Consider the following 15,440-nt stretch of genomic DNA (forward strand, 5'->3'; position numbering starts at 1 on the left):
AGTGATCGACCTGCGCATCGACGATGCTGTCGCCTACGTCACGCTGAACAACCCGGGCAAGCTCAACGCCCTCGACGAGGGAGCCGTGCGTGAGCTCGGCGACGCGTACGCCGAGGCTGAGCGCGCGGGCGTGCGTGCGCTCGTGCTTCGCGGTGAGGGGCGCGCGTTCTGCGCGGGCCGCGATATCGCCGACGTCGACCCGCGTGACGACGACGTCATGGGCTATCTCGATGGGCTGGTCACGCCCGTGCTCAAGCGGATGTCGGCGTTCCCGGCGCCGACGTTCGCTGCGGCGCACGGCGCGTGCCTCGGCGTGGGTCTCGGGCTGCTGATCGCCACCGACGTCGTCTATGTGGCGGAGAACGCGAAGATCGGCTCGCCGTTCGCGGCGCTCGGCGCGACGCTCGACTCGGGCGGTCACGCGCTGTTCTTCGAACGTCTCGGGGCGCACAAGACGCTCGACCTCATCTATACGGGGCGGTTGATGAGCGGCACCGAGGCGGTCACCGCCGGCCTGTTCTCCGCGGCGTATCCGGCCGACGAGGTCGGTGCGGCCGTCGAGGCGGCGGCCACGAAGGCGGCGGATGGCGCGACCGCGGCGTTCCTCGCGAGCAAACGCCTGATCGCGGAGCTCCGCGACGAGCGCCTCGGCCTCTGGGCGTCGATGTCGGCTGAGAACGCCGCGCAGGCCGCTCTGTGCGACACCTCCGACTACCGTGAGGGCTTCGCGGCGTTCCAGGAGAAGCGCACGCCGACGTTTACCGGGGTGTGACCGGCTCGCTCGGAGGTTCGAGACCCTCTCGATTCCCCGCGTTATAAGAAGGAGCGTATTATAAGTTTATAAGAAAGAGCGCCACTATCGCGATGACGGCGACACCGGCAGGAGGCACCATGCCCAACCCGTTCACCCCGGGATTCGGAACGCCACCAACGGTCTTGTACGGGCGGGACACGGAGATGGCGCTCATCGATCGCACCTCATTCACCCTCGGCGCTCGACGACCCGCGCACAGTCGCGCCACGATCATCACGGGCAATCGCGGTATCGGCAAGACCACGCTACTGACGGCCACGGTGCGCCGGGCCGAGGCCATGGGCATTCCGGTGTTGCGGGTCGGCGCCAAGCGGGGGTTCCTGAACGATGTCCACTACGCCGTCGACTGGCTCATCGATGAGCTGCACCGGAGGCCGAATCTCTCCCTCGCGGAGATCAATATCGGGCTCACCGCATTCGGTGTCGGGATCCCCGGTGCGAAACTCACGCGTTCCAAACGGGCGACCGACGCGCACGCACGTCCGTTCGGCGCCTCGATTCGGGCGCTCATCGATCTCCTGCTGAAGCGGAAGATGCCCGGGCTGATGATCGTCATCGACGAGATGAACTTCAAGCATGCCCGCGACGCGACCCTCGAGCAGATCATCTCGTTCTCGAGCGCCTACCAATCGCTCATCGAAGACGAGCTGCCGGTTGCCGTCGTCCTCTCGGGCCTGCCGATTCCGATCGAACGGGCGCGCCGAAATCAGCACATCTCGTTCCTCACGCGCGCCCAGGAGATCAGGCTCGATGAGTTCACGTACGCCGAGAGCATGGAGGTCATCCGGGCGATCGCGCGCGCATCCGACACCTCGATCGCCGAGCCGGCGATCGAGGCCATGGCGGCATTGAGTCGTGGCAATACCTACATGATCCAGGAGATCGGATATCTCGCGTATGAGCACGCGAACGGCGGGCCTGTGAGCCTCGAAGATGTGCTCGCGGTGCGCTCGGCGTTCCTGGAGACGGTGATCGGCTCCGTCGCAGGTGTCGCGTACGACGAGCTGACGGCGAAACAGCGGCTGATCATCCGAACGATCGCCGGGAATCCGGAGATCACGCCGAAGGAGATGGCGCAGGTGCTCAACACCCGCGAGACCGGCCTGCCCGCGTACCGAAAGGATCTGGTCGACGCGGGGATCCTGGTAGCGGACCCCGGTGTCCGCGGGCGTTTCATCATCGCCTTCCCATACATGCGCGAGTACGCGCTCTCGCTCGAAATCGAACGTGCCGACGAGCGTGCATACGATCGGGTCACTGGCTTCCCCGAGGTGTAGCCCAGGGGTCAGCGCCTCCGGTTCGCGTCGTCGACGAGCTCGCCCTGCAGGAGCGCGACGTGCAGCGCTGGGCGGACCGACCTTCAATCGCCGCCGTCCGGCACGCTCGCGTAATCCTCGAAGATGAGGAACGTGCGTGAAGTGTTGACGCCGTCGAGCGATTGCATGCGCTCGAGCACGATGCGGCGCAGGTCGCGGTTGTCGCGCGCGCGGACGAGGACGAGCACGTCGAACTCGCCGCCGACGAGTGCGACGTGCTCGACCTCGGGGAGGGCGAGGAGCTGGGTGCGCAGCTCCTGCCAGCGTTCCTGGTCGACCCACAGCGCCACGTACGCCGAGGTGTGGAAGCCCTCGCTGACGGGGTCGGTCTGCACGCGGTAGCCCACGATGACGCCGGCATCCGTCATGCGTTTGACGCGCGCGTACGCGTTGGCGCGCGACACGGCCGCCTCGCGCGCGACCTCGTTGACCGAGGTGCGCGCGTCGCGGCGCAGCACGTGCAGGATGCGGCGGTCGACATCGTCCAGCGAATGAGACATCCGCTCTCCCTTCGGTGAGCCGCGCCGAGACGATGCGGTACAAATAACTCGGAATCACGCAGTTCATCTCGCAATCTAGCCCACAGCTGGTCATTTTGTACCGAAGTGTCCCAATCTTGGAATGTCTCGTCTATCCCGACGATGTGGTGACCCCAAGGAGACGCTGTGACCCTGACCGCCGAGATGCTGCTGCCGCGCGAGGTGCCCGTCTCCCTCATCGACGCCGACGGCACCGCGCACGCCGACGACACGTACGACCGGCCCGACGACGATGCGCTGCTCGAGGCGTACCGGGCGCTGGTCGTGGGCCGCCGCATCAACGAGCAGTGCTACGCGCTCGTGCGTCAGGGCCGACTCGCGGTGTATCCGTCCTCGCACGGCCAGGAGGCGTGCCAGGTCGCCGCGTCCCTCGTGCTCGACGACCAGGACTGGCTCTTCCCCACCTATCGCGACTCGGTGTCGGTGATCGCCCGCGGCGTGAGCCCCGCCGAGACGCTCGTGCTGCTGCGCGGCGACTGGCACTCGGGCTACGACCCCCAAAAGTACCGGGTCGCGCCGCAGTCGACGCCGCTCGCGACGCAGCTGCTGCACGCCGCGGGGCTCGCGCACGCGGCCAAGCTGCGTGGCGAGCCGACCGTGGTGATGGCGTTGTGCGGCGACGGCGCGACCAGCGAGGGCGACTTCCATGAGGCGCTGAACTTCGCCGCGGTCTACCGCGTGCCCGTCGTGTTCTTCGTGCAGAACAACGAGTTCGCCATCTCGGTGCCGCTGTCGCGGCAGACCGCGGCGCCGTCGCTCGCGCACAAAGCGATCGGGTACGGCATGCCGGGCCAGCGCGTCGACGGCAACGACGTCGCGGCCGTGCTCAGCGTGCTCCGCGAGGCCGTCGACCGGGCTCGCGCCGGTGAGGGCCCCTCGCTCGTCGAGGCCCACACGTACCGCATGCAGGCCCACACGAACGCCGATGACGACACGCGCTACCGCGAGCGGGACGAGGTCGCGGCCTGGGTCGCGCGCGACCCGCTCTCGCGGACGCGCACCTACCTGCAGGGTGCCGGCGTGCTCGACGAGACGATCGAGCAGGACATCCGGGATGCCTCTGAGGAGGCCGCCGCGGCGCTGCGCGACGCGATGAACACCGAGGTCGTGCCCGACCCGGAAGACCTGTTCAGATACGTGTTCAGCGAGCGTCCGCCGCGCCTCGAGCGCCAGTGGCAGCAGCTGCGCGACGAGCTCGACCGGGCTGATCAGTTGGACCGCACTGATGGGTCAGGCCACGCCGACCGCACCGAGGGGAGCCACCGATGACGCTGCTGGACGTACGCGAGGACACGGCCGCTGCGAGCACGGTCGAGACCCTGACGATGGCGGGCGCCCTCAATCGCGCGCTCGCCGACGCGATGACGGCCGACGACGGCGTCGTCGTGTTCGGTGAGGACGTCGGCGCGCTGGGTGGTGTGTTCCGCATCACCGACGGGCTCACGTCGCGGTTCGGCGAGGAGCGCTGTTTCGACACCCCGCTCGCCGAGTCGGGCATCGTGGGCACCGCGATCGGCATGGCGATGAATGGTCTGCGCCCGGTCGTCGAGATGCAGTTCGACGCGTTCGCCTATCCGGCGTTCGAGCAGGTGGTGAGCCACGCGGCCAAGCTCGCGAATCGCACGCGCGGCGCGCTTCGGGTCCCCATGGTGATCCGGGTGCCGTTCGGCGGGGGCATCGGCGGTGTCGAGCACCACTGCGACTCGTCGGAGGCGTATTACGCGCACACGGCCGGCCTCACGGTGGTCTGCCCGTCGACGCCGCAGGACGCGTACAGCCTGCTGCGCGCGGCGATCCAGAGCCCCGACCCCGTGGTGTTCCTGGAGCCGAAGAAGCTGTACTGGACCAAGGGCGAAGTGGACGTCACGCGCACGGCCGAGCTCGGCCGTGCGCAGGTGGTGCGCGAGGGCACCGACGTCACGGTGATCAGCTACGGCACGTCGGTCGGGGTCGCGCTCGACGCGGCGGCCGTCGCGGAAGGCGAGGGCCGGAGCATCCAGGTCGTCGACGTCCGCACCCTCACGCCGTGCGACGACGAGACCATCTTCGCGGCCGTGCGCAGCACGGGCCGCGCGGTCGTGGTGGCGGAGGCCTCCGGGTTCGCGAGCGTCGCGTCCGAGCTCGCGGCCGGCATCGGCGAGCACTGCTTCGAGTTCCTGGCCGCGCCGGTGCGCCGGGTCACGGGCTTCGATGTGCCGTTCGCGCCGCCGAAGCTCGAGCACTACTTCCTGCCCGACGTCGACCGTGTCCTCGATGCCGTCGACACCCTCAATTGGGACGACGAATGAGCGCGACGACGAACGTGCAGCAGTTCCGCCTCCCCGACCTCGGCGAGGGGCTCACCGAGGCCGCGCTCGTGCAGTGGCTCGTCGCGGTCGGTGACGTCGTCACCGTCGACCAGGCCGTTGCGGAGGTCGAGACGGCCAAGAGCGTCGTCGAACTGCCGACCCCGTATGCCGGCGTGGTCACCGCGCTGAACGGTGAGCCCGGCGATGTGATCGCGGTCGGCACGCCGGTGCTCGACATCGGCGCCGAGGGCGCCGCGTCGGCGACCGGGTCGGATGCCGGCGCCGAAGGCGCGGCCGGGGGCATGACCGGGAACGTGGCCGACGGCGTCGGCGAGGACGTCACCGAGCTGGAGGCGTACCGGCAGGAGGAGCGAGCCGGATCCGGCTCCGGCAACGTCCTCATCGGGTACGGCACGTCGGCGGATGCCTCGCCGGCACGCCGTCGCCGCCGCGCCGCGGGCCCTGCGGGTGCGGCCCGTCCGACGGCGGGGTCGTCGGTGGTGCGGCCGAACGGGTCTGCCGCGTCGGCGCTGTCTGGTTTGGCACCGTCTGGTTCGGCGGTGTCCGCGTCGGCACCGTCTGGTTTGGCACCGTCTGGTTCGTCGCTGTCGGCTTCGGCACCGTCCACGTCGGCTCCCGAGGGGTCGTCGCCGCTGGTTCCGTCAGCGGGCACACCGGCCGAGCTGGGCGGCGGCTCCGGCTCCCGTCGGGTCCTCGCGGTGCGCTCGCCGCTCGTCCGGCGGCTCGCGCGCGACCTGGGCGTCGACCTTCATGCGGTGGCCGGATCCGGCTCGGACGGGGTGATCACCCGCGCCGATGTCATGCGCGCTGCCGACGGCGCGGCGGCGGGTGCGGCCGCCGGGGCATCTGCAGGATCCGGGGCATCCGTGGTGTCTGAAACATCGGTGGCGGCCGGGACATCCGTCGCGAGGCCGTTGCAGGTGCTGACCCGTGAGCCGCTCTCGATGTTGCGGCGCACCGTCGGTGCGAAGCTGAGCGCGAGCCGGTCCGAGATCCCCGAGGCGACCGTCTGGGTCGACGTCGATGCGACCGAGCTGTGGAACCTGCGCCCGCGCATGACCCGCGGCGGCGCGAAGCCGCCCTCGCTCACGGCACTCATCGCGCGGTTCGTGGTGCTCGCCCTCGGCGAGTTTCCCTTGCTCGCGTCGCAGCTCACCCCGGCGGCGGACGAGCTGGTCACGTTCGACGGCGTGAACCTGGGCATCGCGGCCGATACCGAGCGCGGCCTCATGGTGCCGCATATCGCGCGTGCCGACCGCCTCTCGGTGCAGGAGCTCGACACCGAGCTGCGCACGCTCGCCGAGGCGGCGCGGCTCGGCCGTACCGCGCCGGAGCGTCTCCGCGGTTCGACGTTCACGCTCAACAACTACGGCTCGTTCGGTGTGGACGGGTCTGCCGCGATCATCAACCACCCCGAGGTCGCGATCCTCGGGATTGGCCGCATCATCGAGAAGCCGTGGGTGGTCGACGGCGCGGTCGTCCCGCGGCGTATCGCGCAGCTCTCGCTCGTGTTCGACCACCGCGTGTGCGACGGCGGCTACGCCGCCGGATTCCTTCGCCACGTCGCAGGATCGATCGAGGACCCCCTCGCGCTGTATGCCGAGCTGTGACACGGCGAGCTCGGCGACGTTGAGCTGGGCGACGGCGGCCCTGCCCGCCGCGTTCGAGCCGCCTGCCGCTGACGCCTTGGGCTGTCGTTGAGGTCTTGGGTTGTCGTTGAGGTCTTGGGTTGTCGTTGAGGTCTTGGGTTGTCGTTGAGGCCTTGGGTTGCCGTTGAGGTCTTGGGTTGCCGCTGGACGTCTTGGACTGCCGCTGCCTGGACGCTTCGGCGGTCCTGATGTCCTGCGGTGCTGGACGCCTCTACGGCACTGACGCGTCGGCCTCTTGGCTCCTTGACGCCTTGCCTCGGCACCTTGACGGCTTGGGAGCCCTGGAGCCCTGGAGCCCTGGAGCCCTGGGGGCCTGGGAGCCCTGGGGCCCTGACGGACTCTGACAGCCCCTGACGCTGACATCAGGACGTTCCTGAGACCTCCGCCCGCAAGGCGCGCCCGCTCACGACGAGTCGATGCCCCCTCTCCGGCTTCGCCCGGCCATTACGAGTGAGCCGCGGAGAGCCTCCGTGCGGATCATTGCTCCTCCCGGTTGTGGAAAACTCGAACGCAAGTTCGATCATAGTGATATTCTGTCGGCATGCAAAACAGTATTCCACCACCCGCCGACATTCCACCGCCGCCCGACGATGCCGCATCGACCGGTGAGAATTCGCCTGCCGGCATTCGAGCGCACGGCGGGCTCGCGGTGTCCGAGGATGCACGGGATGAGCTGGCTGCGTTGGTGGCGGCGTCTGCCGGGCTTCGGCGTGCGATGTCGCGGCTCGAGGCGAAGCGGCTCATGTCGGTTCACGCGGCGATCCAGTTCGCGGTGGATCGGGCGGATGCGTTCGTGGCCCCCCACGTCGGCCGTGCTGCTCGTCGTGACCTGGCCCGTCGCGCGGTGGTGGCTGAGCTTGCGGTGGCCTGGCGGGTCTCGGAGTACAGCATGCAGCGGCTGGTGAGTGATGCGTACGTGCTCTGCACGGTGCTGCCGGCGACGCTCGCGGCGATGCGCGAGGGCGAGCTCGATGGCGCCCATGCGCGGGTGATCGCCGACGCGGTGCGCGGGCTCGACGCCGATTCGGGTGTGATTGCGGCCGCTGACGTCGAGCTCGCCGGTCTGGGGCGGGAGATGACCCCGGCCGAGCTTCGGCATGCCGCCAAACGGGTGCTCGAACGCCTTCAGGCCGACACCCTCGCGCAGCGTCACGCGCGTGCGTTCGCCGAGCGTGCGGTGCAGCTCGAATCGGCGCGGGACGGCATGGCGTGGCTCGCGATTCAGATGCGTGCCGCCGACGCGTTGCTGATCAGGGATCGGTTGCAGCAGGCGGTTCGGGTCGCCCGTGCCGACGGCACCGAAACGCGCACGAGTGCGCAACTCGAGGCCGACCTCGCCCGCGATCTCCTCTTGCATGCGACGCCCGCGCCGCGCGACGTCCTCGGCGTGACCGCGCGAGCCGGGGCCACCGGTTCTGTTCCCCGTCGGCCGGGTGTTGTGGGCTCTGTGCCCGATGGGCCGGGTGTTGTGGGCTCCGTGCCCGGTGGGCCGGGTGTTGTGGGCTCTGTGCCCGATGGGCCGGGTGTTGTGGGCTCTGTGCCCGGTGGGCCGGGTGTTGTGGGTTCTGCTCCCACTCGGCCGGGTGTTGTGGGTTCTGCTCCCACTCGACCGGGTGTTGTGGGTTCTGTGCCAGGTGGGCTGGGTGAGGCCGGGTCTGCCGCTCGGCCGGGTGCCGCCGGGCACGATGTTGACCGGTCGTGCGTACCGGGCGGTGAACGCGTGGTGTCGGTCGGTTCGGCGATCCGGCCGACGGTTCACGTCACGGTGCCCGTGCTCACCCTGCTCGGGCTGGATGAGGCACCAGCGGACCTCGACGGGTACGGCCCGATCGATGCCGAGACCGCACGTGAGCTCGCCGCGCAGGCTCCATCGTTCACGCGGCTGCTCACGCACCCGATCACGGGAACGGTGCTCGACGTCGATCGCGGCTCGTACCGGGTGCCGGCCGACTTGCGGAAGTGGCTGCAGGTCCGGGACGGCGCCTGCAGGTTCCCCGGGTGTACTCGTCGCGCGGCACGATGCGAAGCCGACCACAGCCAAGACTGGGCCCACGAAGGTACGACCGCGCACGACAACCTGGCGCACCTCTGCGCGCCCCATCACCATCTCAAACACGAGACCGCCTGGTCTGTGAAGCACCTCGAGGGCGGCACGCTCGAGTGGACCTCGTTGACCGGTCAGGTGTACCGCACCACTCCCGAAGGCGACCTCCGATTCGGGCCTGATCACCGCGACGCAGAAATGGACGACGATGGCGACCGCGCTGCGGAGCGCGGCCCAGAACGGGCGGCCGACCCATCCTGCGACGCCGGAGCACATCCGGGGTCACCGGGGCGATCCAGAGGTCGCCGCCGCCCGCCGGCCACGTACGCCACGAACCCGATGTTCTGAGCGGATGCATGGTGAGGTACGGGCTGAGCGAATGCGTCACGTGCTGAATTGAGGTGTGGGCCTCAAGGTATGGGTCACGTGCTGAATGAGTGCGCCTTCCGACCGCGACCCTGAGCGCGAGCGCGATGTTTTGAACGGGCAGATGATGTCCGGGAGCGGGTGTACTCGGCGAAGCGGGCGAGTGGATCAGGGGTAATTCGGGCAGGGCGAGTGGGGCGGGACGAGCCGGGCAGGGCGAGTGGGGCACGGCGACTGGGACAGGGCGAGTGGGACAGGGCGAGTGGGGCGGGACGAGGCGGGCGGGACGAGCCGGGCAGGGCGAGTGGGGCAGGGCGAGTGGGGCGGGACGAGCCGGGCAGGGCGAGTGGGGCAGGGCGAGTGGACTGGGACGAGTGAGGCAGGACGAAGTGAGGCAGGACGAAGTGGGGCGGGACGAAGTGGGCCCGGACAGGTGGGCCAGGACAGGTGGGCAGGACGGCTGGGCCCGGACGGGTGAGCCAGGATGAGCAGGCGAATCGGGGCAGTCGAGGAGCCGGCGGAGACGTCGTGCCGAGTGAAGCGGGAGCCGCCGGAGTAGAAGGCGTGTTCGGCGCAGAGCCGGCCCCTGCAGCGCCCGCAGGCCCCCGCATTCTGGGGCCCGAGCGGCTCCCGGACGCGCCGGACCTGCCTGCTAGGCTCGACCCCGATGGCCAACCGACCAGCACGTACTCCGGCGCTCGAAGAGGAGATGTCGAGGACGACGTTACGCACGCGGACCGCGATCATCGACGCTGCCCTGGAGATCTGGCCGGCGGCACCGCGAGCCTCGCTGAACGACATCGCCGAGCGTGCCGGGGTCGGCCGCAGCACCCTCCATCGGCACTTCATCGACCGCGACGATCTGCGGATCAGCCTCGGCCGGCACGTGCGGGATCTCGCCGTCGCCGCGATCGACCGCGCCGACCCATCCTTCGGCCCGCCCCCAGCGGCGCTTCGCCGCATCGTCGACGGACTGCTCGACGTCGGCCCGGGGCTCGTGTGGTTGCACGAGCACGTGGACATCCGCAACTATCCCGAGCTTCGCGCCGAACTCATCGAGGGCCTGGACGAACTGGACCAGCTGCTCGAGTCCGCGCGCCAGCCCGGCGACACCAGCCCGCCCGAGTGGCGGAGCCGGATCTTCTGGGAGGTGCTGCGCGTCGGGGCGAAGTTCGTCCAAGACGGCGCGACGCGCCAGCACGCCGTCGAGATGATCCTGTTCACGCTGACGCGCGGCACCTTCGCCGACGACGCCTGACCGGGCGGTGCGCTCGCGACCGCGACTGCACGACGAAGTACACGCCCACCGTGAGCGTGGTCAGCAGTCCGCCGGCGACGACCACGAGCCATCCGGCCGTGAGCCCGCCCTCCTCGATGAGCAACGACTGGAACAGCGGCTGCACCGCGAGGCCCGCGAACCCAGCGAGACCCGACCAGGCACTGATCGCACCGATCTTCGCCACGTTCGCGTACTGGATGAGGAGCACCGCACCGACCGGGAAGCTGCCCAGCGCGACAGCGCCGAGCACCACGACCGCCGTCCAGAAGAACCACTCGCCGATCGCGGGCGACACCATCAGCATCGCCCCGCCGATCGCGGTCAACACCCCCGCGGCAGCCAGGAGCGTCATGCCGTGGACGTTCCGCATGAGACGGAGCCACACGAATCGCGAGACGACGCTCGTCGTCGCGGCCACCACCATGCCGAGCCCGGCGACCCCGACCCCCAGGCCGAGCTGGTCGATCGCGAACGACGGCAGATACGCGCCGAGGCTCGAGAACGCCCCGATGAAGAAGAACGAGATCGGCAACAGCCACCAGACCACCGGGTGATGGCGATCGCGAGGCGCGGGGACCGGCGCCGGTGCTGACGGCGACGCGGGTTCGACTGCGCCACCCGCGCCGTCTACGCCACCCGCGCCAGCCGTCGCATCCGCAGCCCCCGCGGCCCCCGCCGCACGATCGAGCCGGGGCGTCCGCGCCAGATACCAGCCGCCGCAGACCGTCATGGCGACACTGACCCCGACCCACAGCCAAATGATCGTCCGCCACTCGATCACCTCGGCGAGGCCGCCGAAGCTCAACCCGACGAGCACAGCGCTCAACTGCACACCCAGCGACTTCCAGCCGACCGCGACCGCATGCTGGCGAGCCGGCAGGTAGAGCGCGATCATGCGATTCGTGAGCGGCAGGCCGATCGTCATGCAGACTCCGACGGCGATGCATACGAGCAGCAGGTCCATCTCGTTGCGCGCGAGCGCGAACGACGCGAAGGCGGCGATGGCGAGCGCCGCCTGCACGGGCAGCAGGACCTTCGGCGCGACGTGGTCCACGAGCCATCCGCTCGCCGGCGACGCGATGCCGGCCGCGATGAACATCGCGGACGCGAGCGAACCGATCGCGGCCACCGGCACGCCGAGTTCGGCGTTGAAGGCCCAGCCGAGCTGGCCCAGCACGAACTCGCCGATGGTGCCGACGACGCCGACCGACAGCGCGAGCATGATCAGCGGGACGAGCCTGCCGCCCGTCGGCACGGCGGCCTTGGCTTTCCTCGGCGCGACGACCTCGTCAGCCGCACCGTCCGCCCGTGTCACTCCGACAGCATCGACGCGTCGACGAGCTCGTGATATTTGCGGTCGTGATAGACCAGCGGGCGCCGCCGGTCGGTGATGGATGCCTCGACGGGCTCGACGTGCACGAAGAAGCTCGACCCCACGGGCAGGCTGCCGAGCACCCGGGCGCGCACCCAGGTGCCGTGGATGGGCAGGACGGGCTCCCCGGTGGGGAGCGTCCTCCAGTTCAGGCCCTCGAACCGGTCGATGCCCGAGACGGCGAACTTCCGCGAGATCGCGACGTCGTCGACGTCGAGGAAGTGGACGACCACCGAGGATGCCTCGGCGAGGGCCGGCCAGCTCGACGAGGTCTGCATGATGGAGAAGCCCACGACGGCGGGGCTGGCCGAGATCGAGATGACCGAGGTCGCCGTGAAGCCCACCGGCCGGCCGTCGAGATCGCGCAGGGTGATCACCGCGACCGGGCCGGGGTGGTTGCGGAACACGGCGCGGAACTCCTCTACGCCGAACGTGTCGACTCGAGCGTCGGTGATCGTCATCGCGTGCTCCCCTCCAATTCGGCATCGAACTGATGATGCATCGACGCTACCACAAAATCGAGACAGTAACGTCTCAATTTGAGAATATACAGTTCCGCCGGGGCCTCGCCTCGGTGGCGGGGCCCCGGCGGAGGCGGTCGGTTCGGCGCGTTGTGCGGTCTACGAGGCTCGGACGTACGACGCGGGCCGTTCGAGGCCGAGGTGGTCGCGCAGCGTGCTGCCCTCGTACTCCTCCCTGAAGTACCCGCGCTCACGCAGCTCCGGCACGAGGAGGTCGCAGATGCGGCGCATGCCGTCGGGCATGTCCGGGGCGTTGAGGCTGAAGCCGTCGCAGGCGCGCCCCTCGAACCACGCGACCATCTCATCCGCGATCCGGCTCGGGGTGCCCACCATCGAGAGGTGCGACATCGATCGCGCACTCGTCACGAGCAGCTCGCGCAGCGTGTAGCGGTCGTCCTGGCTGAACCGGCGGTGCAGGTGGTAGCGCGAGCCGTGCACCGGGTCGTCGCTCCACCGGTCGTCGGGGATCCGCTCGTCGAGATCGATGTCGGAGAGGTCGATCTCGTGGCTCGCGCTGAACTGCTTGCGACCGTGCTCCAGGTCGATGAACTGCGCCATGTGCTCCGAGAGCTCCTTCGCCTCCTGCTCGGTCTCGCCGATGATCGGCAGGAGCCCGGGCAGGATCTTCGCGTGCTCGGGATTGCGACCGGCCTCACGCACGCGGCGCTTGAACTCGCCGTAGAACTTCTCGGCTTCCGCGCGCACCGGTTGCGCCGTGTAGACCAGTTCGGCGACGGATGCCCCGAATGCGAGGCCCGTCGGCGATGAACCCGCCTGCGCCATGACGGGGAAGCCCTGCGGCGAGCGCCGGATGTTCGTCGGGCCCTCGACCTTGAAGAACTCGCCCTCATGGTCGATCCGCCGGATCCGATCGGCCGCGGCCCACGACCCGCCCTCGCGATCGACCACGACCGCGTCGTCGCTCCAGCTGTCCCACAGCTGCTTCGTCACCGCGACGAACTCGGCCGCGCGCCGGTACCGGACCTCCGGGTCGGGCATCTCATCGAGCCCGAAGTTCCGGTTGCCGGCCCAGGACGTGACGATGTTCCAGCCGATACGTCCACCGCTGAGGTTGTCGAGGTTCGCGAGCTGGCGCGCCACGTTGTAGGGCTCGGAGAACGAGGTGGTGATGGTCCCCACGAGTCCGATCTTCGAGGTCATCGCCGCCAGCGCCCCGAGCGTGCCGATCGGCTCGTACGCCGTCAGGGTGGGATTCGGTCCGGGCACCTCGCCCGGGTACACGGCGTCGCCGAAGAATGCGGCGTCCAGTTTCGCCGCCTCGGCCATCCGGGTCAGCTCGACGACGTACTCGAGCTGCCCGATCTCTTCCGCACGACTGTTCGGAAGTCGCCAGGTGCCGGCGTGGAAGCCGCCGACCAGCATGAACGCCGTGAGCGCCATGTGCTCGTTTCTTGGCATGGTTGTCCTTTCATAGGTGGATCGGATGGGTGCGGAAGGCGCGCTCGAACGTCGGGGAGCGGTGACGCTCCTCGCTGACGGATATCGGGTCCGGGATGTGCCAGAGGGCGGGGTGGGTGAGAGGACGGGGTGGGGGTCGCCTCGCGACCCCCACCGTCGTCAGTCGAGCGTGAGCGCGGTCCAATCCACGAGGGTGTACGCGTGGGCGAACTCGTCGAGGTTGCCCCACTTGCCCTCGCGCATGACGCCGCGCGGCTGCTCTTCGGCCAGCGGCAGCGTGTGCAGCAGCTGCTCGGCGCGTCGCTCGGCGGTCGAGAGGAACTCGGCGCGCTGCGCCCGGTCGGCGACCTCAGCGGCACCCGCGAACGCCGCATCCAGCTCCGCGTCGCACATGCCGGTCGCGTTCAGGAACGCCACGTTGTCCGGGTTGCAGACGTAGAGACGCGAGACGCCGAGGTTCGGATCCGCGTAGGACGCGAAGCCCATCACGGCGATGTCGAAGTCGTGAGTGGTGAACGTCGTCTCGGTGAAGATGTTCAGGTCCTCCTGGACGAGGTTCGCGCGGATTCCGATCGCCTCGAGGTTCGACTTGATCATCTCGGCCGTCGAGGCGAACGTCGGCAGGCCGCCGGCGTAGTTGATGTCGAGCTCGAAACGCGACCCGTCGGCTCCGATCGGATAGCCGAGCTCGTCGAGCTCAGCCGCTGCGGCCTCCGGATCGAACGGCACGTCGACGGTGAAGTCGACCTCCGGGTCGACCGCCCACTCCATGGCCGCCGGGATCGGCCCGCGGGCCGGGATCGCCGAGCCCGAGAACGCACTCTCGGCGATCGCGTCGCGGTCGATGGCCGAGAGCACGGCGTGCCGGACGCCGGGATCGGCGAGCTCGCCCTCGCGGACGTTGAGGAACGCCGTCATCACGCTCGGTGCGGCCTTCGAGGTGGTCACGAAGAACTCCTCGTCGGACAGGCTCGACACCTGCGCCTGATCGGTGAAGAACGGCGAGATCCGATCCACGTCACCGCCGCGCAGCGCGAGCATGCGGGCGTTGTTGTCCGGGATGATCGTGAACACGATCGTGTCCGCGGCACCCGCCTCCTGCCAGTAGTCCGGGTACTTGGTGACCGTGATGCGCTCGCCGGCGTTGAACTCGTTGAACTGGTACGGACCGGTGCCGACCGGTGCCATGTTCGCCGGGTTCACCGTGATGTCGGTGCCCTCGTAGAGGTGCTTCGGGATCATGTACTGGTTCGTCAGCGCCTCGAGCACGGGCGCGAACGGCTCGCTCAGCGTCAGCACCACCGTGTGCTCGTCGGTCGCCTCGACCGACGCCACCTTGTCGGTCAGCTGCGGGCCGAGCGGGTTCAGCGGGATGACCTCCTCGAGGTTGAACTTCACGTCCTCGGCCGTGAACGGCTCGCCGTCGTGCCAGGTGACGCCTTCGCGCAGGTGCAGCGTGTACACCATCCCGTCCTCGCTGATCTCCCACGACTCGGCGAGCTCGGGGATGATCTCGAACGTGGCGTCCTGACCGACCAGGTGCTCGAACACCGCGCCCGCCACGGCATTAGTGGTGATGTCCGTCGCGAGCTGGGGGTTCAGGTGCGGCGGGTTGGTGCCGACGGCCTCCACGAAGACGGCCGAGGAGCCGTCTCCACCGCCGCCATCCGTGTTGCCGGAGCAGGCGGCGAGCGTGAGCACGGCCGCCATTCCGGCCGCCAGCAGGCCGGCGGTGCGGGCTTTCCGTGAAGCCCGCCAATCCTTCGTTGCAGCGTTCCGATTCCTCATTGAATGGATCCTTTCGATTGCAGA

The 15,440-nt window shown here is 69.4% G+C and carries 12 protein-coding genes; 7 read left to right on the forward strand and 5 right to left on the reverse strand.

Annotated features, from left to right (window positions below; all coding sequences use genetic code 11):
- Window position 1 precedes the first annotated feature (1 nt).
- Both RH864_RS06360 and RH864_RS06365 read left to right on the forward strand, forming a co-directional pair.
- Complete coding sequence (locus RH864_RS06360) at window positions 2–772, forward strand: enoyl-CoA hydratase/isomerase family protein (RefSeq protein ID WP_310516677.1); 771 nt, start codon at window positions 2–4, stop codon at window positions 770–772.
- Window positions 773–891: 119 nt separating this feature from the next.
- Complete coding sequence (locus tag RH864_RS06365; protein WP_310516678.1) at window positions 892–2,091, forward strand: ATP-binding protein; 1,200 nt, start codon at window positions 892–894, stop codon at window positions 2,089–2,091.
- A gap of 83 nt (window positions 2,092–2,174) precedes the next feature.
- On the opposite strand, the gene RH864_RS06370 is transcribed toward RH864_RS06365, so the two are convergent.
- The gene (locus RH864_RS06370) at window positions 2,175–2,630 is read right to left on the reverse strand and encodes an Lrp/AsnC family transcriptional regulator (RefSeq protein WP_310516679.1); all 456 of its coding nucleotides are present in this window, start codon (window positions 2,628–2,630) and stop codon (window positions 2,175–2,177) included.
- 183 nt (window positions 2,631–2,813) lie between these two features.
- Here RH864_RS06370 and pdhA point away from each other — a divergent pair, with 183 nt between their 5' ends.
- From pdhA to RH864_RS06395, 5 genes are all read left to right on the forward strand, one after another.
- On the forward strand, window positions 2,814–3,938 hold the full coding sequence (gene pdhA, locus RH864_RS06375; RefSeq protein ID WP_310516718.1) for a pyruvate dehydrogenase (acetyl-transferring) E1 component subunit alpha: 1,125 nt from the start codon (window positions 2,814–2,816) through the stop codon (window positions 3,936–3,938).
- Entirely contained in the window at window positions 3,935–4,957 is a 1,023-nt protein-coding gene (locus tag RH864_RS06380; protein WP_310516680.1) for an alpha-ketoacid dehydrogenase subunit beta, read from the forward strand. The genes pdhA and RH864_RS06380 overlap by 4 nt, the downstream gene beginning before the upstream one ends.
- Window positions 4,954–6,588, forward strand: a complete 1,635-nt coding sequence (locus RH864_RS06385; RefSeq protein WP_310516681.1) for a dihydrolipoamide acetyltransferase family protein — start codon at window positions 4,954–4,956, stop codon at window positions 6,586–6,588. Before RH864_RS06380 ends, RH864_RS06385 begins: the two co-directional genes overlap by 4 nt.
- Before the next feature lie 580 nt (window positions 6,589–7,168).
- Window positions 7,169–9,019, forward strand: a complete 1,851-nt coding sequence (locus tag RH864_RS06390; protein WP_310516682.1) for an HNH endonuclease signature motif containing protein — start codon at window positions 7,169–7,171, stop codon at window positions 9,017–9,019.
- A 685-nt stretch (window positions 9,020–9,704) separates the two neighbouring features.
- Window positions 9,705–10,295, forward strand: a complete 591-nt coding sequence (locus tag RH864_RS06395; protein WP_310516683.1) for a TetR/AcrR family transcriptional regulator — start codon at window positions 9,705–9,707, stop codon at window positions 10,293–10,295.
- On the opposite strand, the gene RH864_RS06400 is transcribed toward RH864_RS06395, so the two are convergent.
- The 4 genes from RH864_RS06400 to RH864_RS06415 form a co-directional block, all read right to left on the reverse strand.
- Window positions 10,258–11,631 carry an MFS transporter gene (locus RH864_RS06400; RefSeq protein ID WP_310516684.1) on the reverse strand — a complete coding sequence of 458 codons (1,374 nt, stop codon included), beginning with the start codon at window positions 11,629–11,631 and terminating at the stop codon, window positions 10,258–10,260. The two genes, RH864_RS06395 and RH864_RS06400, sit on opposite strands and share 38 nt — an antisense overlap.
- A complete protein-coding gene (locus RH864_RS06405; RefSeq protein ID WP_310516685.1) occupies window positions 11,628–12,149 on the reverse strand; it encodes a flavin reductase family protein in 522 nt (173 codons plus the stop codon). Before RH864_RS06405 ends, RH864_RS06400 begins: the two co-directional genes overlap by 4 nt.
- A gap of 159 nt (window positions 12,150–12,308) precedes the next feature.
- Window positions 12,309–13,628 carry an NtaA/DmoA family FMN-dependent monooxygenase gene (locus tag RH864_RS06410; protein WP_310516686.1) on the reverse strand — a complete coding sequence of 440 codons (1,320 nt, stop codon included), beginning with the start codon at window positions 13,626–13,628 and terminating at the stop codon, window positions 12,309–12,311.
- A gap of 159 nt (window positions 13,629–13,787) precedes the next feature.
- Window positions 13,788–15,416 carry an ABC transporter substrate-binding protein gene (locus RH864_RS06415; RefSeq protein ID WP_310516687.1) on the reverse strand — a complete coding sequence of 543 codons (1,629 nt, stop codon included), beginning with the start codon at window positions 15,414–15,416 and terminating at the stop codon, window positions 13,788–13,790.
- Window positions 15,417–15,440: the final 24 nt, after the last annotated feature.

Origin of the sequence: Agromyces aerolatus, from assembly GCF_031432255.1 — a bacterium.
Classification (GTDB): Bacteria; Actinomycetota; Actinomycetes; order Actinomycetales; family Microbacteriaceae; genus Agromyces.

Coding starts and splice junctions, on each gene's coding strand:
- RH864_RS06405 (WP_310516685.1), bottom strand. CDS start 12,149: ATGACGATCACCGACGCTCGAGTCGACACGTTCGGCGTAGAGGAGTTC.
- RH864_RS06370 (WP_310516679.1), bottom strand. CDS start 2,630: ATGTCTCATTCGCTGGACGATGTCGACCGCCGCATCCTGCACGTGCTG.
- RH864_RS06410 (WP_310516686.1), bottom strand. CDS start 13,628: ATGCCAAGAAACGAGCACATGGCGCTCACGGCGTTCATGCTGGTCGGC.
- RH864_RS06395 (WP_310516683.1), top strand. CDS start 9,705: ATGGCCAACCGACCAGCACGTACTCCGGCGCTCGAAGAGGAGATGTCG.
- pdhA (WP_310516718.1), top strand. CDS start 2,814: ATGCTGCTGCCGCGCGAGGTGCCCGTCTCCCTCATCGACGCCGACGGC.
- RH864_RS06380 (WP_310516680.1), top strand. CDS start 3,935: ATGACGCTGCTGGACGTACGCGAGGACACGGCCGCTGCGAGCACGGTC.
- RH864_RS06390 (WP_310516682.1), top strand. CDS start 7,169: ATGCAAAACAGTATTCCACCACCCGCCGACATTCCACCGCCGCCCGAC.
- RH864_RS06365 (WP_310516678.1), top strand. CDS start 892: ATGCCCAACCCGTTCACCCCGGGATTCGGAACGCCACCAACGGTCTTG.
- RH864_RS06415 (WP_310516687.1), bottom strand. CDS start 15,416: ATGAGGAATCGGAACGCTGCAACGAAGGATTGGCGGGCTTCACGGAAA.
- RH864_RS06385 (WP_310516681.1), top strand. CDS start 4,954: ATGAGCGCGACGACGAACGTGCAGCAGTTCCGCCTCCCCGACCTCGGC.